A 21,481-nucleotide genomic window follows, 5' to 3' on the forward strand; every position below is an offset into this window, starting at 1 on the left:
GGCGAGGCCTTTATGTCGCCTGGTCCGGCCTTTTCGCGGGGCAGGCTCAGCGAATGAAGTGCACCTTGCCGGTATCGTCGTTGCCCATGTAGATGCCGTAAACCCCCGCCTGGCGCTCAAGAATGTAGCGCTCTAGAATCTGCCGGATCGCCGGATAGTAGATTTCGTCCCAGGGGATTTCCCCCGGTTCGAAGAACTTGTAGGCCAGGGTCTCCGGCCCGAACTGCCCGGTCTCCTGGGTGGCGATGGCGCGGAAGATGATGTACACCTCGCTGATCTTGGCCACGCTGAAGATCGAATAGGGCGAGACGATTTCGGCGTGCACGCCGCTTTCTTCCCACACTTCGCGCAACGCCGCCTGCTCGGTGGTTTCGCCCGCTTCCATGAAGCCTGCAGGCAAGGTCCAGGTGCCAGGGCGCGGCGGGATGGCGCGCTGGCACAACAGGTACTTGCCATCGCGCTCGATGATGCAGCCGGCGATGATCTTCGGGTTGATGTAATGGATGTAACCGCAGGCGGTGCAGCGCAGGCGTTCGTGGGTGTCGCCTGTGGGAACGCCCCGAGCCAGTTCCGTGGTGCAGTGCGGGCAGTAGCGCGGGGCGTTGGGCATGGTCAGCGGCCTATGCGGGGTTCTATACGGGGTTCTTTGAGGGCCAGGGGCTCGACCATGTCGCGCACCTTGGTGTTGTCATCCTGCTTCTGGCGCAGATAGTCCAGGGCTACCTTGGCGGCAGCGCGGACGTGATCGACCGAGGCCTGGTGGGCAACCAGCGGGTCGCCGCCCTTGATCGCCTCGACGATCTTTTCCATCTCCCGGTTGCTGGCACCCCGGCGGTTCTCTTGCGAGACCGAGGTGGCACGCAGGTAGCTGATGCGTGCCTGCAACTGGCGCAGCTGCTGGGCGGCGACCTGGTTGCCGGAGCCTTCCAGCAGCACGTCGTAGAAGCCTTGCACCGAGTCGAGCACCTGTTGCAGCTCGCCTTCTTCCAGCGCTTCGCGGTTGACCTCCAGCGCGCGTTCCAGGGCGCGGATGTCCTTGGCCTTGGCATTGAGCGTGAACAGCTGGACGATCAGGCCTTCGAGCACGCAGCGCAGCTCGTAGATATCGCGGGCATCTTCCAGGGTAATGATTGCCACGCGCGGGCCTTTGGCATCGGCGAATTCGACCAGGCCTTCGGATTCCAGGTGGCGCAGCGCTTCTCGCACCGAGGTACGGCTGACCCCGAGGCGGTCGCAGAGGTCGCGTTCTACCAGGCGGTCACCCGGCAGCAGATGGAAGTTCATGATCGCGGCGCGCAGCTTGTCGAGCACGATTTCGCGCAGGGTAACGGGGTTGCGGTTGACCTTGAAGCTGTCGTCGAGTGGCTGGCGTTTCATCAGGTGCGCTCTTTATGAGGCTGTTGCGCCAACATCGCGGAGTGCCTGGAACCTTGGCACTCCTTGCAGTGGTTCGAACAGCCCGTTGTTAACGGGTTGACTCCGCATCGGCTTCGGCGAACGCTTCGCGGGCCAGGCGGAAACTGTCCACCGCCGCGGGTACGCCGCAATAAATGCCGACTTGGAGCAGGATCTCGCGAATCTGTTCACGGCTCAGCCCATTACGCAATGCGCCGCGGATATGCAGCTTGAGTTCGTGGGGCCGGTTGAGCGCGGAAATCATGGCCAAGTTTATCATGCTGCGCTCTTTGAGCGACAAGCCATCGCGGCCCCAGACATGGCCCCAGCAGTACTCGGTGACCAGCTCCTGCAGCGGTTTGGTGAACTCGTCGGCGTTCTGGATGGAACGGTTGACGTACTCCTCGCCCAGCACCTGGGTGCGGATCTGCAGGCCTTTCTCGTACTTTTCGTTGCTCATGCACTGTACTCCGGAAGAAAACAGGGGCCGCTACCGAGGGTGAGGCGATAGCGCGGCCCCTAAAAGCAGGACGGTCGGTGTCTGTCAGCCAAGTGGCGGCAGGGCGCCCAGCTTGCCCCGGTGATAAACCATCGGCGTCACCGGCGCAGCCGGCAGCACCAGGTTCTTCACCGCGCCGACGATGATCGCGTGGTCACCGCCGTCGTACTCGCGCCACAGTTCGCACTCGATGATCGCCGTGGCCTTGGCCAGCAACGGGTTGCCCAACTCGCTCAGGTGCCAGTCGATGCCTTTGGCTTTCTCCTTGCCCTTGCCGGCAAACGCATAAGCCTCGGCAGTCTGGTCGGCAGACAGCAGGTGAATGGCGAACTGCTTGCTGTCACGCAGGATCGGGTAGGTGTCGGAGGCGTAGTTGGGGCAGAACAGCACCAGCGCCGGCTCGATCGACAGCGCGCTGAACGCGCTGGCGGTGATGCCGACGATGCCGCCGTCGGCGTCCAGGGTGGTGACCACCGTAACGCCGGACGGGAACGAGCCCATCACGTCTTTGTAGATGCCTGGTTCGATCATCTCGTGCTACCTCTCAACGCATCACAAACGGGTCGGGCATGGGCGCGGTGGACAGGTTGATCCACACGGTCTTCAGCTCGGTATAGGCCAGCACCGAATCGATGCCGCTTTCACGGCCGTAGCCGCTGTTCTTGAAGCCGCCGATCGGCGCCATGGCCGATACCGCGCGGTAGGTGTTGACCCAGATGATGCCCGAGCGCACGTCGCGGGCCAGGCGGTGGGCGCGGCCCAGGTCGCGGGTCCAGATGCCGGCGGCGAGGCCGAACTGCGAGTCGTTGGCGATTTCCAGGGCTTCTTCCTCGGTCTTGAAGCGGATGACCGCAGCCACTGGGCCGAACACCTCTTCCTGCATGATGGTCATGGCGTTGCTGTCGCACTCGAACAGGGTCGGCTCGTAGAACCAGCCGTCACCCTCGACCTCGGCACGCTTGCCGCCCAAGTGCAGCTTGGCCCCTTCAGCCTTGGCCGCGGCGACCAGGCCTTCGACCACGGCCAGTTGCTGGGCGGTGGCCATCGGGCCCATTTCACTGGCCTCGTCCTGCGGGTTGCCGATGCGGATGCGCTTGGCACGCTCGACCAGGCGGGCGACGAATTCGTCGAAGATCTCGTCCTGCACCAGCAGGCGAGAACCGGCCACGCAGCTTTGCCCGGAGGCGGCATAGATGCCGGCCACGGCGCCGTTGATGGCGCTGTCCAGGTCGGCGTCGGCAAAGATGATGTTCGGCGACTTGCCGCCCAGCTCCAGCGACAGCTTGGCGAAGTTCTCGGCGCTGCTGCGCACCACGTGGCGGGCGGTGGCGGCGCCGCCGGTGAAGGCGATCTTGCGCACCAGCGGGTGGCGGGTCAGCGCCGCGCCGGTGCTTGGGCCGTAGCCGGTGACCACGTTGACCACGCCCGGCGGGAAGCCGGCCTCATGGGCCAGGCGAGCCAGTTCGAGGATGGTCGCCGAGGCATGTTCGGACGGTTTGAGCACGATGGTGTTGCCGGCGGCCAGGGCCGGGGCCAGCTTGATCGCGGTCAGGTACAGCGGGCTGTTCCACGGGATGATCCCGGCGACCACGCCGATCGGCTCGTGCACGGTGTAGGCGAACAGGTCCGGCTTGTCCAACGGCAAGGTGCCGCCTTCGAGCTTATCGGCAAGGCCTGCGGTGTAGTGGAAGAACTCTGGCAGGTAGCCGACCTGGCCGCGGGTTTCGCGGATCAGCTTGCCGTTGTCACGGCTTTCCAGCTGGGCCAGGTGCTCTTTGTTCTCGGCGATCAGGTCACCCAGGCGGCGCAGCAGCTTGCCGCGCGCAGTGGCGGTGATGCTGCGCCAGGCCTTGCTGTCGAACGCGCGCTGGGCGGCCTGCACGGCCAGCTCCACATCGGCTTCGTCGGCGTCGGGTAGTTGCGCCCAGGCTTGGGCGGTGGCCGGGTTGAGGCTGTCGAAGGTCTTGCCGCTCTGGGCATCGAGCCATTGGCCGTCGATGCACATCTGGAAACGTACGAGGGTCATGCAACAATCCCCTTGGCGGATTCGGTGAGGGTGCGGGCTTGCTTGAGGAAGTCCAACAGCATCTTGTTGACTTCACGCGGTGCTTCCACCGGCATCATATGCCGTTGCTCGGCGAGGACCACGCTGTGCGCGCCCGGAATGCTGGCGGCAAGCTGGCGGGTCATGGCCGGGGTGGAGCCCGAGTCGAGTTCGCCGGTGGCGATCAGTGTCGGCACCTGGATACTGCCCAGGTCGCTGGCGCGGTACATGTCCTGGGTGGCGAACAGCGAATAGGTAGTGTGGTAGCCCTGCGGGTCGTTGCTCGCCAGTACCTGGCGAATGGCGGCGACCTGGGCCGGGTTGGCGGCCTTGTATTCACGGCTGAACCAGCGGTCGAGGGCGGCGTCGACGTTGGCGTCGGGGCCCAGTTCTGCAGCCTGGGCGGCGCGGGCGATTACCCCGGCACTTTGCTCGGGGGTGCGGTTGAACACACTGTTGAGCACCACCAGCGCCGCCAGCCGTTGCGGGTAGGCGAGGGCGAAGGCGCGGGCTACCAGGCCGCCCATGGAGAAGCCGATGACGGTTGCCTGGGCAATCTGCAGGTGGTCGAGCAGCTCGGCGAGTTGGGCGGCGTAGCCTTCCAGGCTGGTGTCGGCGGCTGGCAGCGCGCTCTGGCCGTGGCCGAGCATGTCATAGGCGATGACGCGGTAGTCGTTGGCCAGGCCAACGAACTGACCACCCCACATTTCTTTGTTCAGGCCCACGCCGTGGATCAGTACCACAGCCTGGCCCTGGCCTTGAACCAGGTAACTGGTCCCGGCCGGTGTGCGTTCAGCGACAGGCTGAATCATGGAGGGCGCTCCTTGAAGGTCGGGCGCGGCGGGTAAGCACGCCACGCCCCGGCCCGTCTTGGTTGTTGTTATTGAGCGTTGGCTTTTTCGGCAGCCAGTTCTTCCAGGTCGATGTAGCGGTTACCGATGCGCGGGTGCAGACGGCCACCGTCGGCGGCGCCCAGGACCACGACGATTTCGTCGGCACGTGGGGCGTCTTCGATCTGCATTTCCAGGGTGATGTAGTGCGAACGCAGGCCTTCGTCGTCCTTCTGCATCATCGGGATCTGGATCGAGGTGCCTGGGCCGCCGCGCTTGTTGGTGAAGCTCAGGTAGCTCTTGGCCTGCACCGCTTCGCGGTAGTGGTTGCCAAAGCGCAGGGTGTGGATCACGGCAGAGGCGTGCTCGATTTCGCCGTCGGCGCCGACCACTGCGGCTTTACCGTAGGCTTCGATCTTGTCGGCACCGCCGATGGCGGCAATCAGGCGCTCGACCATCAGCGCACCCAGCTCGGAGCAATTGGCGCGGATTTCCGGCTTCAGATCTTCAACAAAACCGCGACCGGCCCATGGGTTTTTGATCACCACAGCCAGGCCGACCATGGTCACCGGTTTGTCGGTGGCCTTGCCGCCTTCGATGCGGGTCTCTTCGGAGTAGGTGACGATCTTGCGGATTTCGAAACTCATGGGTGGCTCCTGGTGAGGGTTATCAGCTCTTGTTGTCTGATGGTATACCATAATATTTGTTGTGCAAGAGGGGGCTGGAAAAATCTCTTGCCGGGGGACGAAAGGCGTCTTGATCCCTTGATTTGCGCGGCATCTGTACCGGCCGAAAACTCAAAAAAATGCCCGCTCGCGAGGGCCACGAGGACCCCCGGGAGCGGGCTGATCCCGCAACTACTTCAGGCAAAGGGAATTCAGGCGAATGCCGGCACCACTTCGTTGATGAACAGCTCGAGCGACTTCTTCTTCTCGGCGTGGGGCAGGCTGTTGTCGCACCAGAAACTGAACTCGTCGACGCCCAGTTCCTGGTAGTACTTGATGCGCGCGATGATCTCTTCGGGTGTACCGATCATGGTGTTCTTGCGGATGTTCTCCAGCTGGAACGCCGGCACTTCGGCAAACTTCGACTCCGGGCTTGGCGCAAGGAAGCCATTGACCGGTACGGTCTTGTTGCCGAACCAGGCATCGAAGGTGCGATAGAAGCGCGAAATGGCCTGGGCGCCGACCTTCCAGCCTTCAGGCTCGGACGGGCTGTGCACGTGGGTGTGGCGCAGCACCATCAGTTGCGGGCGTGGCACATCCGGGTTGTTGTCCAGGGCCGTCTGGAACTTGTTGCGCAGGTCCAGCACTTCTTCATCACCCTTCATCAACGGGGTGACCATGACGTTGCAGCCGTTGGCCACGGCGAAGTTGTGCGAGTCCGGGTCGCGGGCGGCGATCCACATCGGCGGTTCGGCGTTGAAAGGCTTCGGTACGCTGGTGGAGGTGGGGAACTTGTACACCTCGCCGTCGTGGGCGTAGTCGCCTTCCCACAGCTTGCGCACCACCGGTACCATCTCGCGCAGGGCTTTGCCGCCGTCGGTGGCGGGCATGCCATTGGCCATGCGATCGAACTCGAACTGGTAGGCGCCACGTGCCAGGCCCACTTCCATGCGGCCGTTGCTGATCACGTCGAGCAGGGCGCATTCGCCAGCCACGCGGATCGGGTTCCAGAACGGCGCGATGATGGTGCCGGCGCCCAGGCGAATCTTCTCGGTGCGCGCAGCGAGGTAGGCCAGCAGCGGCATCGGGCTAGGCGAGATGGTGTATTCCATGGCGTGGTGTTCGCCGATCCACACGGTGCTGAAACCGCCGTGCTCGGCCATCAGGGTCAGTTCGGTCAGGTCTTCGAACAGCTGGCGATGGCTGACCTGTTCATCCCAACGTTCCATGTGTACGAACAACGAAAATTTCATGGGGCTTTCCTCGGAGCTTGAAAGTCTCGCCTGGCGCACCAGGCGTCAGTAATAAGGCTAGGTGCTTCAGGCGAAGGCGGGCAGGCTGGCCATCTTGCCGCGGCAGTAGATCATCGGCTGCGGGGCTTGCTCGGGGACGATGAGGTTGTGCACTTTGCCGACCATGATGGCGTGGTCGCCACCTTCGTATTCACGCCACAGTTCGCATTCGATAATGGCGGTGGCATTGGCCAGCAACGGGTTGCCCAAGGCGCTGAGGGTCCACTCGATGCCGGTGGCCTTGTCCTTGCCCTTTTTCGCGAAGGCATAGGCTTCGGCTTGCTGTTCACCGGACAGCAGGTGAATGGCGAAGCGCTTTTGCTTGATCAGCACAGGGTAGGAGTCGGAGCTGTAGTTGGGGCAGAACAGCACCAGCGGCGGGTCCATCGATAACGAAGAGAAGGCGCTGGCGGTGAGGCCGACGATCGAGCCGTCGTCGTCCAGGGTGGTGATGACGGTGACGCCTGAGGGGAAGGAGCCCAGGACGTTCTTATAGACGGTTGCGTCGATCATGGCGTGTTCCTCGAAAGGGGTAGCGGTGGGCCGCTTTTTATCGTTGATGTGTCTGATGGTATACCGTAATACTCGATTTGCAAGCGGAATTTTCTAGCGCACAAAATTCGCGATGAATGGCGCAAAGCCGCGTGAATAGTGGGTTTGGCGAAAGCGAGACGGCCTGAGCGCGGCTGCTGAACCGGATCAGTTAAAGATTTTTAGACCGAATCAGTGTTGTCAAAAGTTTGGAATACCATAATATGGTCCGCAGCTGAGAGGCCGCCTAGACGCGGTTTCCTTACAAAGATAAAAACGACCTTTCGAGCTGAAAACCATGTCCCAACCGTCATCGCAACACCAGTTTGTCGAGAATCACACGGTCGATTACGTTCCACCTGCCGAGCGCCATGGGAAGGCGCGCGACCTGTTCACCCTCTGGTTCAGCACCAACATTGCGCCACTGCCCATCGTCACCGGCGCCATGGTGGTCCAGGTGTTCCACCTGAACCTGTTGTGGGGCCTGGTCGCCATCGTGCTTGGCCATCTTGCCGGGGGCGTGGTCATCGCGCTGGCTTCTGCGCAGGGACCGCAGTTGGGCATTCCGCAGATGGTCCAGAGCCGCGGCCAGTTTGGCCGTTATGGTGCGTTGCTGATCGTGTTCTTCACGGCGCTGATCTACGTCGGCTTCTTCATTTCCAATATCGTGCTGGCGGGCAAGACCATCCACGGCATCGCCCCGAGCGTGCCGATGCCCGGTGCCATCGTCATCGGCGCCCTCAGCGCGACGGCCATCGGCGTGATCGGCTACCGCTTCATCCATATCCTCAACCGCATCGGTACCTGGGTCATGGGCTCGGCGCTGCTGGCCGGTTTCATCATGATGTTCGTCCAGGAGCTGCCGGCTGATTTCTTCAGCCGTGGGGCGTTCAACCTGTCCGGCTTCATCGCCACCGTGTCGCTGGGCACGATCTGGCAGATAAGCTTCTCGCCGTACACCTCGGACTACTCGCGCTACCTGCCCAAGGAAGTGGGCATTGCCAAGCCGTTCTGGGCGACCTACTTCGGCGCCACCCTGGGCACCATCCTGTGCTTCAGCTTTGGTGCAGTGGCGGTGCTGTGCGTGCCAGAAGGCACCGACGCGATGGACGCGGTCAAGCAAGCCACCGGCTGGCTGGGGCCGATCCTGATGGTGCTGTTCCTGCTCAACATCATCAGCCATAACGCGCTCAACCTGTATGGCGCGGTGCTGTCGATCGTCACGGCCATCCAGACCTTCTTCGCCAAGTGGACGCCGAGCATCAAGGTGCGGGTGGCCCTGGCCTCGGTAATTCTGCTGGGCTGTGGCTTGGTGGCGCTGAATGCATCGGCGGACTTCATCGGCCAGTTCATCGGCCTGATTCTGGCGCTGTTGCTGGTGCTGGTGCCGTGGGCCTCGATCAACCTGATCGACTTCTACCTGATCAAGAAGGGCCAGTACGACATCGCGTCTATCTTCAGTGCCGACGGCGGTATCTATGGCCGCTTCAACCACCACGCGATCATTGCCTATGCTTGCGGGATTGCGGTGCAGCTGCCGTTTGCCAATACCGCGCTGTATGTGGGGCCGTATTCGAACCTTGTCGAAGGGGCTGATTTGTCCTGGTTGATCGGCTTGCTGGTGACGGTGCCGCTGTATTACTGCCTGGCCACGCGAGGGCAGGCGGTAAACAGTGCGCGGGTTATCAGCGTCAACGACTGACAGTTGCAACGGGTGGCCGCCTTGCGGCCCATTCGCGGGACAAGCCCGCTCCCACAGGATCACTCAAAAAACTGAATCAACCTGTGGGAGTGGGCTTGTCCCGCGAATGGGCTGCAAAGCAGCCCGGTTATTCCTGATCAGACTTTGAACTGCGCCACCATGCCATTCAGGTCCACTGCCAACTGCGACAAGTCCTGCGCCGCTGCACTGGTCTGGTTTGCCCCCGCCGATGTCTGCATCGCCAGGTCACGAATGTTCACCAGGTTACGGTCCACCTCGCGCGCCACCTGTGCCTGTTCTTCAGAGGCGCTGGCGATTACCAGGTTGCGCTGGTTGATCGAGGCGATGGCCTCGGCAATCACCTCCAGCGCCTGGCCCGCACCCTGCGCCACTTCCAGGGTACCCGCAGCGCGCCCTTGGCTGCTGTGCATGGCCGTCACCGCACGCTCGGTGCCGGTCTGGATGCCCACGATCATCTGCTCGATCTCTGCCGTCGACTGTTGGGTACGGTGGGCGAGGGCGCGTACTTCATCCGCCACCACCGCAAACCCGCGGCCGGCCTCACCCGCGCGGGCGGCTTCGATGGCGGCATTGAGCGCCAGCAGGTTGGTTTGCCCGGCGATTGCGCCGATCACATCGAGCACCCGGCTGATCTCGTTGGCGTTGCTGGCCAGCTGTTCGATTTCGGCCGAGGTGCCGGTCACGTCGTCGACCAGGTGCTGGATCGACGCCAGCGCCTGGTTGACCTGGTCGCGGCCGTCACGGGTGGTGCGGTCGGCGCCTTTGGAGGCGTCAGCGGTACTCACTGCATTGTTGGCCACTTCTTCCACGGCGGCGGTCATCTGGTTGACTGCGGTGGCTGCCTGGTCAATTTCGGCGCTCTGCTGATGCAGGCCGCGGCTGGTGTCTTCGGTGACGGTATGCAGCTCTTCGGAGGCCGAGGCCAGTTGGTCGGACGAGGCGGCGATCTTGCGCAAGGTGTCGCGCAGGCTCTCTTGCATGCGGCCCAAGGCGCGCAGCAGCAGGGCAGGCTCGTCGCGGCCGGTGACCTGGATGTTCTGGGTCAGGTCGCCGGTGGCTACGCGCTCGGCCACGGCCACGGCATCGGCCAGGGGCACCACGATGCTGCGGGTGAGCAGTGTGGCGATGGCGGCCAGTACCAGCATGATGACCAGCAATGAACCGATGATCGCGGTCAACGCCTGGTCAGCGACGTCGCTGCTGCGTTGCGAGGCCTCTTCGGCGCCCTTGCCGTTGTAGGCGATCAGCGCCGCCATGGCTTTCATCATGCTGTCGGCATGCTCGGAAAGCGGGCCGTTGATCTGCAGTTTGGCCTGGTCGAGGCGCCCGGCAGCGATGTCGCTGATGACCTGCGCCTGAAGACTGACGTATTGCTCGTGGGCGGTATTGAAGCGGTTGAACAGGGCGCGGTCATCGGCGGCGACGATGGTGTTGTCATAATCCTTCAGGCCGTCCTTGAGTTGCGCATTGATGCTTTTGAGCATGTCCAGACTGCGCGCACGCTCCAGGTCGGTTTCTTCCAGCGCTGCGCGCAGGGTGATGGCACGCGCTCGGCCGAGGTTGCTGCTGATTTCACTGAGGGCTACCACGGCCGGCATCCAGGTGACACGGATTTCATCCGTGGCCTCATCCATTTGCCGGGTTTCATAGAGGGCTATCATGCCCATGGCCAGTACCAATACGCCCAACAGGGCGAATACGCTGGCTGCGCGAATGCCGATCTTCATATTCCGTAATTGCATGGAATGCTCCTTGACGGTGGCGTGCAGGCGTCAAGAGCATGGACGGAAGGCCGGCTCACCAGGGAGTGCCAGCTCTCGATGCGCTGCGGATTTAGTGTGTGTGCCTCACCCTCTTACGTTTTTATTTAAATGATGTCACAGTGCCATCATTATTGACCAGTCATTCAATGTAACGACGTGTGCGGGCAAATCCGTCGTTTACTGACGGTTTTGCCCGCAATCAGACGTCATACGATCGGGATCAACGGGTCGGCAGCGGCCAGTGCCTGCGCGCGGTCAGCGGCTGGCGGGTAGATCCATACCGAGTTGATCTGGCGTTTCAGCGCCTTGCCCTCCTGGCCGTGCAGCTTCAGCTCCCGTTCCCAGCCCTCGCTGTAGGCCGCGCCCCAGTCACCCAGGTCGAGGCAGGTGACATATTTGGGCTGGCGGTAGATAACAGGTTCGACGCCGAGCAGGTCGGCGGCCGCATTGTTGCCAGAGTGCCGGCCCATGGGGATGGCGTGCTGGCAGGTCATCAGGGCGTGGTTGCCCAGGTCGTCGACGGCGGCCCACGCAGTGTCGCCCGTGGCATAGATGTGCGCCTGGCCGATCACTTTCAGGTGCTCGTCGACCCGCAGGCGGCCCGCGCCGTCACGTTCGCCAGCGACCTGTGCGGTCAATGGGCTGGCCTTGACGCCTGCGGTCCAGATCACGGTGTTGCTGGCGATGTACGCGCCGCTGTCAAGGGTTACCCCGCCGGCGTCGACTGCCACCACCGAGGTGCCGGTCAGCCATTGCACACTCGCCTGCGCCGAGGCGGCCTGGATCGAAGGGGTGATGCCCGCGCCCAGCGCCGCGCCCACGCTGGCGCCGCGGTCGACCAGCAGCACCCGCACCGCGCTGTCGTCACCCAGGATGGCGCGCAGGCGCGCGGGCATTTCGGTGGCGGTCTCGATGCCGGTAAACCCGCCCCCACAGACCACTACCGTGTTGCGTGCCGGGGAGGCGGGCAGGGCGGCCAGCCGCAGCAGGTGCTGCTCAAGGGCGATGGCCGACTCCATCTGGTCGACATCGAAGCTGTGTTCGGCCAGGCCCGCCACCGGCGGGCGTGCTACCTGGCTGCCGGCGGCGAGGATCAAGCGGTCGTAGCCGAGCTGCTGTTGCTGCCCTGCGGCGTCGGTGTAGCTGACGCTGCGCCCGTCGGCATCGATGCGGTCAGCGTTGCCCTGGATGAAGTGAATGCCCACGGCCTCGAACAGCTCGCCCAGCGGTGCCTTCATGGCCTGCACATCCGCCTCGTAGAAACGTGGGCGAATGCGCAGTTCGGGTTGCGGGGCGAGCACGCTGATGCGCACGTCTTCGCGTTGCGCCTGGTCCAGCAGGCGGGCAGCGCTCAGGGCGCTCCAGACACCGGCAAAGCCGGCACCGATGATCAGGATGTTGGATTTCATGCAAGTGCTCCGCAGAGGTCGGATAGAGAAAAAGGGGCTTCGATCACACGCAAGGTGCCTCTCGAATAACTACGACTCTATTGGTCGTAGTTATTGCCTGCAAGCTTTTTTTCTTATCCACCCCCTCCTGCAGTGGCAGGGAGGAGGGGGCGGCGGGGCCGCAAACCTTGATATCCCCACCCCCATCCGTTATAGATAAAAAGGAAACCATAAAGAAAAGAGGCCATTTCAGCCCCCATGCACGAGATCACACGTATCTTCCGCCCCTCAGGCCCCCATTTCGCGCCCTGCGCAGATGGATACGGGCCGACCTCAATGACTCCTTCTCCGCTTTCGAGCCTGTTCCACGTGTTGTCGATCCCGCCGGTCAAGCTCCTGCTGACCCAGATGCGCAAACGCCCCGTCCCTCCACCTGCACCGTAGCGCCTGAATTCCACCACCCCGGCCTTTTGCCGTTCGGGGTTGGGGAGTCTTTGCATTTTTTCAGCGTTCAACTGTTCAGGAATCACTATGACTCTTCGTGTCGCAATCATCGGTGCCGGCCCGTCCGGCCTTGCGCAACTGCGTGCCTTCCAATCCGCCCATGCCCAGGGCGCACCCATGCCCGAGATCGTATGCTTCGAAAAGCAGGCCGACTGGGGCGGTATGTGGAACTACACCTGGCGCACCGGCCTCGACCAGCATGGCGAACCGGTGCACGGCAGCATGTACCGCTACCTGTGGTCCAACGGCCCCAAGGAATGCCTGGAGTTCGCCGACTACAGCTTCGATGAGCACTTTGGCCGGCCGATTTCCTCGTACCCGCCGCGCGAGGTGCTGTGGGACTACATCCAAGGCCGCGTGAAGAAGGCCGGGGTGCGCGACTACATCCGCTTCAATACTGCGGTCAAGAACGTCAGCTTCGATGAGAACACCCGCGAGTTCACCGTCAGCGCCCACGACTACAGCGCGGGGCTTGGCATCGAGCAGGTGTTTGATTATGTGGTGGTGGCCAGTGGGCACTTCTCTACCCCGCACGTGCCGGAGTTTGAAGGCTTCGAGCGGTTCACCGGGCGTATCCTGCATGCCCACGACTTTCGCGAAGCGATGGAATTCAACGGCCAGGACCTGCTCATTGTCGGCAGCAGCTACTCGGCCGAAGACATCGGCTCGCAGTGTTACAAGTACGGCGCGCGCTCGATCACCACGGCCTACCGCACCCAGCCGATGGGCTACAAATGGCCCAAGGGCTGGGAAGAGCGCCCGCAGCTGGTCCGCGTCGAAAACGACTTGGCGTTCTTCGCCGATGGCTCGAACAAGCGCGTGGATGCGATCATCCTGTGCACGGGCTACCAGCATCACTTCCCGTTCCTGCCCGATGAACTCACCCTCAAGACCAACAACCGCCTGTGGCCTGCCGGGTTGTACCAAGGCGTGGTGTGGGAGCAGAACCCGCAGTTGCTCTACCTGGGCATGCAGGACCTGTGGTACAGCTTCAACCTGTTCGACGCCCAGGCATGGTTTGCGCGCGACTACATGCTGGGGCGCATCAAGCTGCCGGCCAAGGCGGCCATGCAGGCCGACAGCGCGCGCTGGCGCGAGGAAGAGGAGCAGCTGGCAACCACCGCTTCGATGTATGAATTCCAGGGCCGATACATCAAGCACCTGATCGAGCAGACCGATTACCCGCGCTTCGATATCGATGCGGTGAACCGCATCTTCCTGCAATGGAAGAGCGACAAGAAGCACGACATCATGGGCTACCGTGACAAATCGTACCGCTCTGTGATCACCGGCACCAAGGCCGTGCCTCACCATACCCGCTGGCTGCAGGCGATGGACGACTCGCTGCAGGAGTACTTGCGCGAAACGGACGGCAAGCAAGGTGAGGTGAAGGTGCTGCGCGGGTAGCCGCCGGCACTGACATCGCGACCAAGTTGTGTGGCACGCGGGGAAGTGCTTTGCGGTGCTGGCCTTCCCCGCGTATCATTTGCGACAAAGTTGGTCGGAGATTGTTATGGCGCTTTACAGTGCTGGCGTCGAATACGGCATCCATTGCCTGTTGTACCTGGTGGGCGAGCGCGGTGACACGCGTGAGTCCAGCGTGCGCGACCTGGCTGAGCTGCAAGGTGTGCCTCAGGAATACCTGGCCAAGGTTTTCACCAAACTGGCCCGCGCCGGGCTGGTGGCTGCCACCGAAGGCGTGCGCGGTGGTTTCCGCCTGGCGCGGCCGTCGGACGAAATCACCGTACTGGATATCGTCAATGCTATTGACGGGCCCAAGGCTATTTTCGACTGCCGCGAGATTCGCGAGCGTTGCACGCTGTTCGAAGGTTCGCCGCCCGCTTGGGCGACTGAAGGCACCTGTGCGATTCATGCCGTGATGCTGGGGGCGCAGAAGCGCATGGAAGAGGCGTTGGCGCAGCAGACCATCCTCGACCTGGCGCGGCGCTTCGGGCGCAAGGCACCGGCGGCGTTTGGGCAGCGGGTGAATGAGTGGATGGGTGAGCGGCGTGATGGCAAGAGCGGGGGGGATATCCCGGTCGGTCAGCTGTAGGGCGCGCTCAGATTCAGTACGAACTGTCTGCAAACTGGCTTCTCACCGATGCACAACCTCTGTATTGAGTTGCGAATCGGTGGGAGGCCTGTTCGGCGCAGTTGGGGCCTGATGCAGCCTTTACTCTTCTGGAGTAAAAAATCGGCGCCTTCGCAGTTCTGATCGGGTATTCCCTGTCAAATTTTATTGGCAGGTAACTTCATCCCGAGGTTCAATTTTATTTCTGATGCACGGCAGGCGACGTAGTCGTAGACTTTATATTGGTGGCCGGCGGTTTCGAGTGTGTTGAAGGCGTCTTCGAGTGTGTGGGAGCCGGTGTTAGGTTTGAGAACCAGTATGTCGACATTATGCTTCTCCACGAGGTCCCACAGATTCGTGTGGTTGTATTTTTCAAAATGGTCAATCACGTAGTTAGATGTATAGTGGCCGCCGGGTACGGTTTTGGTTATATTACCTGTTCCTGCAGCTACTTTTCCTAATCCAACATCTCGAGAGACAATGTTTGTTCTCCGGATGTATGCGATGTCAGTGTTTGCCGTGCCAGTTGCGGGGGCGTAATGATTAAGTTGGGAATTGGACGGGATTTCTACTTTCCCTCCTCTGATTGCATTTTTCCCGTGGAATGACATGACCACTCTGTCTGATGGATGATAGGTCCTGCGGTACAAGTCATAGTCGCCTAGACTATCTACCGTCACTACGTGAGGCACATGCAACGTGCGGGGTGCAGCGACATTGGCAGGTGGAGTAGCGGGCCGGCTGGCGTTGAGCAAGTCTCTTTGTTTTTTCGTTACACGTCCAGGTATTGTATTTACCGGCATTTTCGACACTGTAACAATACGGTATTTGATACAACTGCTAAGGCTCTCGAAACCACTGCCCATGCGCTGTGAGAGTGAGGTGGACAGTCTTGACAACTTCTTGAACGCAGAAGTACGTAATAGCTGTAGTCCCTTAAGGCCTTTGCTGGCCCCTTTCATCAGTAAATTGCCAAGTTTCGCCAGGCCTCTGCCGGAGCCGTCGAACACAGTAGCCGCCGCGCTTGCCCAGCCCAGTTTCGACGATAAGCTGGGGTTGCGCTGTCGCAACGAAAGTTCCGCTGCTCCCAGGGAGAACGCCACAGCGGCAACGGCAAATAACAGACCCCCAAGCAAGCCGCCTGTCATGACTGAGCCGATGACAGCCAGCACAAAAAAGCCAGCCAGCAGCAGCCATTCCCACAACGCTGCAGGTTCATGATGGGGCGGGGTCGTTTCTCGGATCATCTCATCCAGTGAGGCTAGCTGCGTCGCTTGTTCTCGGCGGCTCACCATGATGTGCCCACTGGGATCATGCCAGTTGACAGGGTCACGCCCTGCGCAATACGCCCGATCGTTCAGACCACCTTCGTCAAATGGGCTCAGGTTGTCGCCCTGAAAAAAGGCCTGGAACTTGGGGTCGTACACGCGGTAGCCGTTACCCAGGTGGTAGGCGCCGGTTACCGGGTCGACGCGCTGACCGTTATAGCCCAAACCGCAATTGAGCGCATTAAGCTGATCCAGTGGCGCTTCGCCCCAAGGCGTGAAGCCTACCGACTGGCTTTGCCAGTTGCCGCTGGCATCGACCGAATACTCTTCGGCGCCACCGTTTTGTGGGTCTGGCAATAGGAAAAGGGTGTGCGTCGCAGGGGTCGCCTGGCCCATTTCTCGACACTGCACCACCAGCCCGGCCTCTTCATCGAGCACCCGGTGCCGCACAGGTTTGCTCTGCGCATCCAGCCACATTTCCCCACACAGCAGGTCGCCTTTGTATTGCATGACCCGGCGTTGTTTATTGGCTTCATCCCATTGAGAGGCCAGGCGACCGATGTGATCATATTCATAGCTTGCGAGGAGCTTACCATCACTGCCTCCAGTCACCGACTGCAGTTGCCCTTCAGGCGTGTAGGCGAATTGCCGTCCTGAGACGTCAGTCGTGAGGTTGCCATTGGTGTCACTGACAAGTTCGAGGATGGTTGAGGTGCTTTGTGTTGCCCCCTTCGGCGTCCTCGCCACCGTGACCTTCGTGCGTAGGGTGGGTTGCAGCTTATTGTCGTACGCGTAGGTGCGCTTCTCGCTTGCGCCGTCGTTATAGGCCGTGGTGCAGGTCAGCAGGTTGCCAAGCGCATCATAGGTGTAGGCCTGATTCTTGATGCTGTTCTTGTCCCTGTCTTGAATCTCGTAGCCTGTGACTGCCGTCACGCTCCAGCTTTTGAGTTCGTTGCGGTAGGTTTCGTAGGTGAAGGTTTCGGTACGCGTGGCCGAGCTTTCACCGTTGCGGTACCACGTTTTGCTCAAGAGCTGCCCGGTTCGCGACCACGTTTGGTCATAGCGGCTTTTGATCACGCCATCCAGGCGGTAAGTCCGCTGGGTTTCCCGGCCAAAGCTATCGTAAGCAAGGTCAACCAGCAGGTTTGTACCATTGCGCCGGTCGCTTACGAGCAATTGTTCAAGCTCGCCTTGCCCGGCATAGCGATAGCAATAGTCCAGGCCCGAGCGGCGTACCCGCGTACGTCGGTTCTGCCCATCGTGCCAAGCGCGGCTGACGATACCGTTGTTCAAGGCAGTTCGGTCGATAGTGCCACGCAGCGAATGCTGAACACGTTCCTGCTGCCGCATGCCTCGAAGCGTTCGGGTTGTCAGTATCTGCCCTAGCAGAAGAGGCGAAACGCTTTCGGTGCTGATCAGACTTTGCTGGTTGGGTTCGGTTGCGAGGCGCTCGGCCTTGATGCCCTGCGTGATTTCGTTGTAAGTGAATGTTTTAATCAGCACTTTGGCTGCGGCGTTCTTACCCTTGACGAACCAAGACACACTGGTGCCGTCGGCGCTGCTTTTATTCGTTACTTCAGTGCCATCAGGGCGTTGATAGCCACCTACCTTGAATGTGAACATCTGCGGTGAGCTGCTGGCATTGCCTTCATTCGTTACTTCAGTGCCATCAGGGCGTTGATAGCTGCTTCTCTTGAACGTGATCGTCGGCGCCGAGTCGCCGGCGCCCACCGTCCTGGAAACGATATCGCCGCCGTGCAAAGTTTGTTCAGCCAGTTGCTGCTCTTGGCCTGATTTGGCTTTGATGGTGACCTGGGTGGCAATGGTGCTGAGCCCTTCGTAAGCCCATTTGACCACCGTGTCATCGGGGCCGGTAGTCTGGGTTCGCCGCCCAAGCTCGTCATAGGCAAATGTCCATTCCCGGCTAACGGTGCCTACTTTTTCAGTGACCTTGTCGCATAGGCCGCGAGCATTGATTTGCTGCTTTCTACTCAGGCCTATGGCCTCCAGTTGTTTGCTCGTCGCGTTCCAGACTTTATGGCTGAGGGCGAGTGTGACCTTGCCGTCGGTGTGGTTACTCTGTGTGTCTTCGACGCTGTGCAGAGGGCCTCGCAGCAGGGTGCCAACGATAGTTTCTGTACGCTTACTCTGCGTGCCGTTTGCCTCCACCTTGTCGCCCTGCGCCTCGGCTTCCCAGAACCAGTCCCGCAAGGTGCCTGGCAAGCTCACGCCGTCGTTGCGAACGCACAATCCCCCAGGGTGGTAGTCGTAAATGCACTGGTGCTGCGGCTCACCGTCTGCGCCGTAGGCGATTTCTTCAAGGCATACGTAGTTCTGTGCCGAATCGTCATCGCCTGCCTGGCGCTGCAGTTCACGCCGAACGGGGCGTTGCAGGCCATCGAGCAAGGTGCGCCCTTTGCGGCCATCCGGGCCGAAGGTGACGATCCAGGTGCCGTTGCCTGTCTCTACCCATTGCTGTTCGGTTTTCGCCAGGGCCTCGCCATTTGCCTCTTGCGAGGTGTATTTATCGGAATTCCAGGCATAGGTAGTGCTGGTCAGCAAACGGTCTCGTGCGTCATAGGTGTGGTAAGCCATCGATGTTGGCCTGCCCAGCTCGTCTTGATCCGTCTCGGCTAGCACGCGGTCGCTGCGCGCGGAGCGAATGTGCTGGGCCACGGTAGCTGTGAGGTTCAGCTCGCCGTGCTTGAAGGGCGACTCGCTCTTTACCCGCAATTTGCCACTTGCGGTTGTGGTGGTTTCAGTCAGGGTGCGCGTCTGCCGGGCAGTATTGTTCTTGTACCAACGGGTCGAAGTCGTTTCGGTCTGCGTTTCTGCGCCGGTCTTGGTGTGGGTCACCTGCTGCAAGTCGACCACCAGCCCTTGGCGCCCCGTCGCAGTGGTGAGGGTCCACGGTGTAGTCGAAAAGTCGACCGTAACGCCTTCCAGGCTCAGCACCATGTCGGGCATCAAGACGCCGTGGCTGTCGGTGCTGGCGTTTGCATAACCGAACAGGGTCACGTTCATTTCCGACGTGCTGCCGTCGGGGAACTTCAAATAGCTGCATTGCGCAAGCAAGGGCGGGGTGCTGGTATCGGGGATCGTCGGGCAGGACAGCGACTGGGTGCGGATAGCAGCCCCATCCTTTTCCAGTTTGAGCCCTCTCAACTGCGCCCTCAGCGCCGTCAGCGTAGGCACCTTGTCGCTACGATCAGGTTTTGCCGTGCTGGCCGTTACCGGGTAGTAGCACAGGTGAGTGGTTTGCCCATCGTCAGCGCCGATCTGGGAAAGCAGCCCTGAATCCGCATCGTAAGTGAAGTGCGAGGTTTCACTTACCGTTCTGACCGGTGTAAATGGATCAGTACTGATAGTTGCCTTGGCATCGGTATTCATGAGCGGCTTTCCTCCAATGAGTTTTCGGCAGTACTGTTCACGGGCGCAGCGGGCTGCGCCCTGACGTTCAGATCTTCAGTGGTTACCGTCGTGCTGATGGGCTGTGTGGCCAGGCGGAATTTTAAGATCGCGCTGCCAGAGGTCGACGGTTTACTCGGCCTGGATATCGCCATCGACTGCCGTGTGGGTACCCAGGTGCACGAAGTTACTGGAGGTGACGCGCGCAGCTGTTCGCGGAAAAAGGCAGGCCATTTGTCCCGTGTGTTGTTCTCGCCGAATTTGAAACCTAACCGTGGGCCTACCGGCAGACCGGTATCATCGTCATGCACGCAGAGGTAGCGATCGGCGGACGCGGACATGTCCCCCACCGTCAAGCCAGTGTTGCAGCGGCGCCATTCCATAGTGCGACTCCATCGAGTGAGGGCCTGGCACAATTTGGACATGGCCTGCAGTCAGCCAACAACTGACAAAAATGCTAGTTTTCAGGCCCCACGCACGGGAGTAATCTCGAGGCCCATGGGGGACACTACAACCCTGCGCGTGCTTCATGTTGCCGCCGATAAGCCCCCGGCTGCACCCCCACCGCCTTGGCAAACGCCCGGGTAAACGCCGCCACAGACTGATACCCCACCTGCGCACCTACCTGCTCAACGGTGTTCCCTGCCTGCAGCAGCTGGCACGCATGGCGCATGCGCAAGGCCAGCAGCACCTGCCCCGGTGACTGCCCGGCCAGTTCGTTGAAACGCTTGAAAAACGCCGAGCGCGACAACCCCGTGCAAGCCGCCATGCTCTCCAGCGTCCACGCCTGCCCAGGCTGTTCGATCAGTTGCGCCAGCAACGCGGCAAACGCGGGCTGCCGGGCCAGGGCCACAAGCCCGCCAAGGGGCTGTCCGGCATGCACTTGCTGGCGCAAAACGTACAGGAACAACAAGTGCGTCAGCCGCTCCAGCAAGGTCTGCGATGGGGCTGGCGGGCGCTCGCATTCTTCCAGGATCAGCCCGAACAGCGCTCGCGCCGCATGCCCGGCAGGCTCGTCGGCGCGCAACAGAATCCAGTCGGCCAAACCCTCGACGATCAGTGACGACAGCCCCGGGCGGAAGTGAAAGAACCCGCACACCAAGCCCACGCCATCGCCGGCATGGGCATCCAGGGCCTGCATGGCCTGGCGCGGCTGGTTGCAGGCGCTTGCCGGGTCGTGGTCGCTGGACAACCGATAAGCCAGGTCGCGCAGCAAAAACACCGCATCGCCGGCCTCCAGCCGCAGCACCTCGGCCTCGCCATCAATGTGCAGCCAGCAATGGCCCTGCACCACCAGGTGGAAGCTGGCCCGCCCCATGCCCTGGGTGCTGGCGTGCCAGCCACCGCAATAGCGGCCGACATGAAACAGGCTGGCATCGAGCTCCAGGCCTTCTAATAACCAATCGACAAGGGGGCTGGACGAAATCATCTAATGCAAAGACTCAGGAGCAAGGAAAGGCGACTGATGAATATGGAGGCGAATTCTTATAACCAACAGACTGTAAGGACACCCACCACAGGAGACCACTCCATGTCCTCGCGCATTACTTTACACACTCTGCAGAGCGCCCCGGAAGCGGCCCGTCCATTCCTCGAAAACGCCCAGAAGAATTCCGGCTTCATCCCCAACCTGCTGGGCATGCTGGCCAACGCCCCGGCCGCCCTGGAAACGTACGTGACCGTGTCGGCGCTCAATGGCAAGTCCGAGCTGACCCTGGCCGAGCGAGAGGTGGTGCAGCTGATTGCCGCTACCCAGCATGGCTGTGATTTCTGCGTCGCCGGCCACACTGCGGTGGCCCTGAACAAGGCCAAGCTGCCCCAGGACGTGGTCGACGCGCTGCGCGCCCGTGGCGAACTGCCCGATGCCCGCTACGAAACCCTGGCCGCGTTTGCCCGTGAAGTGATCGCCACCCGTGGCAACGTCAGCGAGCCCACCTACCAGGCATTTCGCGATGCCGGCTTCAGCGAAGGCAACGCCCTGGAGGTGATTCTTGGCGTGAGCCTCGCAACCTTGTGCAACTTTGCTAATGTCTTCGCCCAGACACCGCTCAACGACGAACTCAGCAAGTACCGCTGGCAGCCGTCTGCGTAAGCCAAGTG

17 protein-coding genes are annotated in these 21,481 nt (G+C 61.4%); 4 read left to right on the forward strand and 13 right to left on the reverse strand.

Annotated features, from left to right (window positions below; genetic code table 11):
- Positions 1–46: 46 nt before the first annotated feature.
- From LOY26_RS10865 to LOY26_RS10905, 9 genes are all read right to left on the reverse strand, one after another.
- Positions 47–610, reverse strand: a complete 564-nt coding sequence (locus tag LOY26_RS10865; RefSeq protein ID WP_033697318.1) for an NUDIX hydrolase — start codon at positions 608–610, stop codon at positions 47–49.
- Positions 611–612: 2 nt separating this feature from the next.
- Positions 613–1,377, reverse strand: coding sequence for a GntR family transcriptional regulator (locus LOY26_RS10870; protein ID WP_033697319.1), 765 nt, complete (start codon positions 1,375–1,377; stop codon positions 613–615).
- Between the two features lie 88 nt (positions 1,378–1,465).
- Positions 1,466–1,855 (reverse strand): carboxymuconolactone decarboxylase family protein, encoded by a 390-nt coding sequence (locus LOY26_RS10875; RefSeq protein WP_033697320.1) that lies wholly within the window; start codon positions 1,853–1,855, stop codon positions 1,466–1,468.
- Between the two features lie 84 nt (positions 1,856–1,939).
- The gene (locus LOY26_RS10880) at positions 1,940–2,425 is read right to left on the reverse strand and encodes a flavin reductase family protein (protein WP_033697321.1); all 486 of its coding nucleotides are present in this window, start codon (positions 2,423–2,425) and stop codon (positions 1,940–1,942) included.
- A 13-nt stretch (positions 2,426–2,438) separates the two neighbouring features.
- The gene (locus tag LOY26_RS10885; RefSeq protein ID WP_047583887.1) at positions 2,439–3,920 is read right to left on the reverse strand and encodes an aldehyde dehydrogenase; all 1,482 of its coding nucleotides are present in this window, start codon (positions 3,918–3,920) and stop codon (positions 2,439–2,441) included.
- Positions 3,917–4,750: an alpha/beta fold hydrolase gene (locus LOY26_RS10890; RefSeq protein WP_033697323.1), complete on the reverse strand. Its 834-nt coding sequence runs from the start codon at positions 4,748–4,750 to the stop codon at positions 3,917–3,919. Before LOY26_RS10890 ends, LOY26_RS10885 begins: the two co-directional genes overlap by 4 nt.
- A gap of 68 nt (positions 4,751–4,818) precedes the next feature.
- Positions 4,819–5,415, reverse strand: coding sequence for an amino acid synthesis family protein (locus LOY26_RS10895; protein WP_033697324.1), 597 nt, complete (start codon positions 5,413–5,415; stop codon positions 4,819–4,821).
- 230 nt (positions 5,416–5,645) lie between these two features.
- Entirely contained in the window at positions 5,646–6,686 is a 1,041-nt protein-coding gene (locus LOY26_RS10900; protein WP_186664828.1) for an LLM class flavin-dependent oxidoreductase, read from the reverse strand.
- Between the two features lie 66 nt (positions 6,687–6,752).
- Entirely contained in the window at positions 6,753–7,238 is a 486-nt protein-coding gene (locus tag LOY26_RS10905) for a flavin reductase family protein (RefSeq protein WP_033697327.1), read from the reverse strand.
- Between the two features lie 316 nt (positions 7,239–7,554).
- On the opposite strand from LOY26_RS10905, the gene LOY26_RS10910 reads away from it, so the two are divergent.
- On the forward strand, positions 7,555–8,958 hold the full coding sequence (locus tag LOY26_RS10910; RefSeq protein WP_186659461.1) for a cytosine permease: 1,404 nt from the start codon (positions 7,555–7,557) through the stop codon (positions 8,956–8,958).
- Positions 8,959–9,095: 137 nt separating this feature from the next.
- Here the strand turns inward: LOY26_RS10910 and LOY26_RS10915 are convergent, their stop codons facing one another.
- Both LOY26_RS10915 and LOY26_RS10920 read right to left on the reverse strand, forming a co-directional pair.
- Positions 9,096–10,721, reverse strand: a complete 1,626-nt coding sequence (locus LOY26_RS10915; RefSeq protein WP_186659463.1) for a methyl-accepting chemotaxis protein — start codon at positions 10,719–10,721, stop codon at positions 9,096–9,098.
- 227 nt (positions 10,722–10,948) lie between these two features.
- Positions 10,949–12,151, reverse strand: a complete 1,203-nt coding sequence (locus tag LOY26_RS10920) for an NAD(P)/FAD-dependent oxidoreductase (protein ID WP_186664825.1) — start codon at positions 12,149–12,151, stop codon at positions 10,949–10,951.
- Between the two features lie 510 nt (positions 12,152–12,661).
- Between LOY26_RS10920 and LOY26_RS10925 the strand changes: the two genes are divergently transcribed.
- Both LOY26_RS10925 and LOY26_RS10930 read left to right on the forward strand, forming a co-directional pair.
- On the forward strand, positions 12,662–14,041 hold the full coding sequence (locus tag LOY26_RS10925; protein ID WP_186659467.1) for an NAD(P)-binding domain-containing protein: 1,380 nt from the start codon (positions 12,662–12,664) through the stop codon (positions 14,039–14,041).
- A 106-nt stretch (positions 14,042–14,147) separates the two neighbouring features.
- Entirely contained in the window at positions 14,148–14,687 is a 540-nt protein-coding gene (locus LOY26_RS10930) for an Rrf2 family transcriptional regulator (protein WP_186659469.1), read from the forward strand.
- Positions 14,688–14,863: 176 nt separating this feature from the next.
- Here the strand turns inward: LOY26_RS10930 and LOY26_RS10935 are convergent, their stop codons facing one another.
- Positions 14,864–19,363 carry an RHS repeat-associated core domain-containing protein gene (locus LOY26_RS10935; protein WP_258714736.1) on the reverse strand — a complete coding sequence of 1,500 codons (4,500 nt, stop codon included), beginning with the start codon at positions 19,361–19,363 and terminating at the stop codon, positions 14,864–14,866.
- A gap of 526 nt (positions 19,364–19,889) precedes the next feature.
- Complete coding sequence (locus tag LOY26_RS10940) at positions 19,890–20,810, reverse strand: AraC family transcriptional regulator (RefSeq protein WP_258714737.1); 921 nt, start codon at positions 20,808–20,810, stop codon at positions 19,890–19,892.
- A gap of 102 nt (positions 20,811–20,912) precedes the next feature.
- Here LOY26_RS10940 and LOY26_RS10945 point away from each other — a divergent pair, with 102 nt between their 5' ends.
- Positions 20,913–21,473 carry a carboxymuconolactone decarboxylase family protein gene (locus LOY26_RS10945; protein ID WP_258714738.1) on the forward strand — a complete coding sequence of 187 codons (561 nt, stop codon included), beginning with the start codon at positions 20,913–20,915 and terminating at the stop codon, positions 21,471–21,473.
- The last annotated feature ends 8 nt before the right edge of the window (positions 21,474–21,481 follow it).

This window comes from Pseudomonas sp. B21-047 (genome assembly GCF_024748775.1).
Classification (GTDB): Bacteria; Pseudomonadota; Gammaproteobacteria; order Pseudomonadales; family Pseudomonadaceae; genus Aquipseudomonas; species Aquipseudomonas capeferrum.

Excerpts from the sequence above, each read along its gene's own strand:
- LOY26_RS10870 (WP_033697319.1), bottom strand. The coding sequence starts at position 1,377 with ATGAAACGCCAGCCACTCGACGACAGCTTCAAGGTCAACCGCAACCCC.
- LOY26_RS10900 (WP_186664828.1), bottom strand. The coding sequence starts at position 6,686 with ATGAAATTTTCGTTGTTCGTACACATGGAACGTTGGGATGAACAGGTC.
- LOY26_RS10875 (WP_033697320.1), bottom strand. The coding sequence starts at position 1,855 with ATGAGCAACGAAAAGTACGAGAAAGGCCTGCAGATCCGCACCCAGGTG.
- LOY26_RS10920 (WP_186664825.1), bottom strand. The coding sequence starts at position 12,151 with ATGAAATCCAACATCCTGATCATCGGTGCCGGCTTTGCCGGTGTCTGG.
- LOY26_RS10885 (WP_047583887.1), bottom strand. The coding sequence starts at position 3,920 with ATGACCCTCGTACGTTTCCAGATGTGCATCGACGGCCAATGGCTCGAT.
- LOY26_RS10935 (WP_258714736.1), bottom strand. The coding sequence starts at position 19,363 with ATGAATACCGATGCCAAGGCAACTATCAGTACTGATCCATTTACACCG.
- LOY26_RS10890 (WP_033697323.1), bottom strand. The coding sequence starts at position 4,750 with ATGATTCAGCCTGTCGCTGAACGCACACCGGCCGGGACCAGTTACCTG.
- LOY26_RS10940 (WP_258714737.1), bottom strand. The coding sequence starts at position 20,810 with ATGATTTCGTCCAGCCCCCTTGTCGATTGGTTATTAGAAGGCCTGGAG.
- LOY26_RS10910 (WP_186659461.1), top strand. The coding sequence starts at position 7,555 with ATGTCCCAACCGTCATCGCAACACCAGTTTGTCGAGAATCACACGGTC.
- LOY26_RS10865 (WP_033697318.1), bottom strand. The coding sequence starts at position 610 with ATGCCCAACGCCCCGCGCTACTGCCCGCACTGCACCACGGAACTGGCT.
- LOY26_RS10880 (WP_033697321.1), bottom strand. The coding sequence starts at position 2,425 with ATGATCGAACCAGGCATCTACAAAGACGTGATGGGCTCGTTCCCGTCC.
- LOY26_RS10945 (WP_258714738.1), top strand. The coding sequence starts at position 20,913 with ATGTCCTCGCGCATTACTTTACACACTCTGCAGAGCGCCCCGGAAGCG.
- LOY26_RS10915 (WP_186659463.1), bottom strand. The coding sequence starts at position 10,721 with ATGCAATTACGGAATATGAAGATCGGCATTCGCGCAGCCAGCGTATTC.
- LOY26_RS10905 (WP_033697327.1), bottom strand. The coding sequence starts at position 7,238 with ATGATCGACGCAACCGTCTATAAGAACGTCCTGGGCTCCTTCCCCTCA.
- LOY26_RS10925 (WP_186659467.1), top strand. The coding sequence starts at position 12,662 with ATGACTCTTCGTGTCGCAATCATCGGTGCCGGCCCGTCCGGCCTTGCG.
- LOY26_RS10930 (WP_186659469.1), top strand. The coding sequence starts at position 14,148 with ATGGCGCTTTACAGTGCTGGCGTCGAATACGGCATCCATTGCCTGTTG.
- LOY26_RS10895 (WP_033697324.1), bottom strand. The coding sequence starts at position 5,415 with ATGAGTTTCGAAATCCGCAAGATCGTCACCTACTCCGAAGAGACCCGC.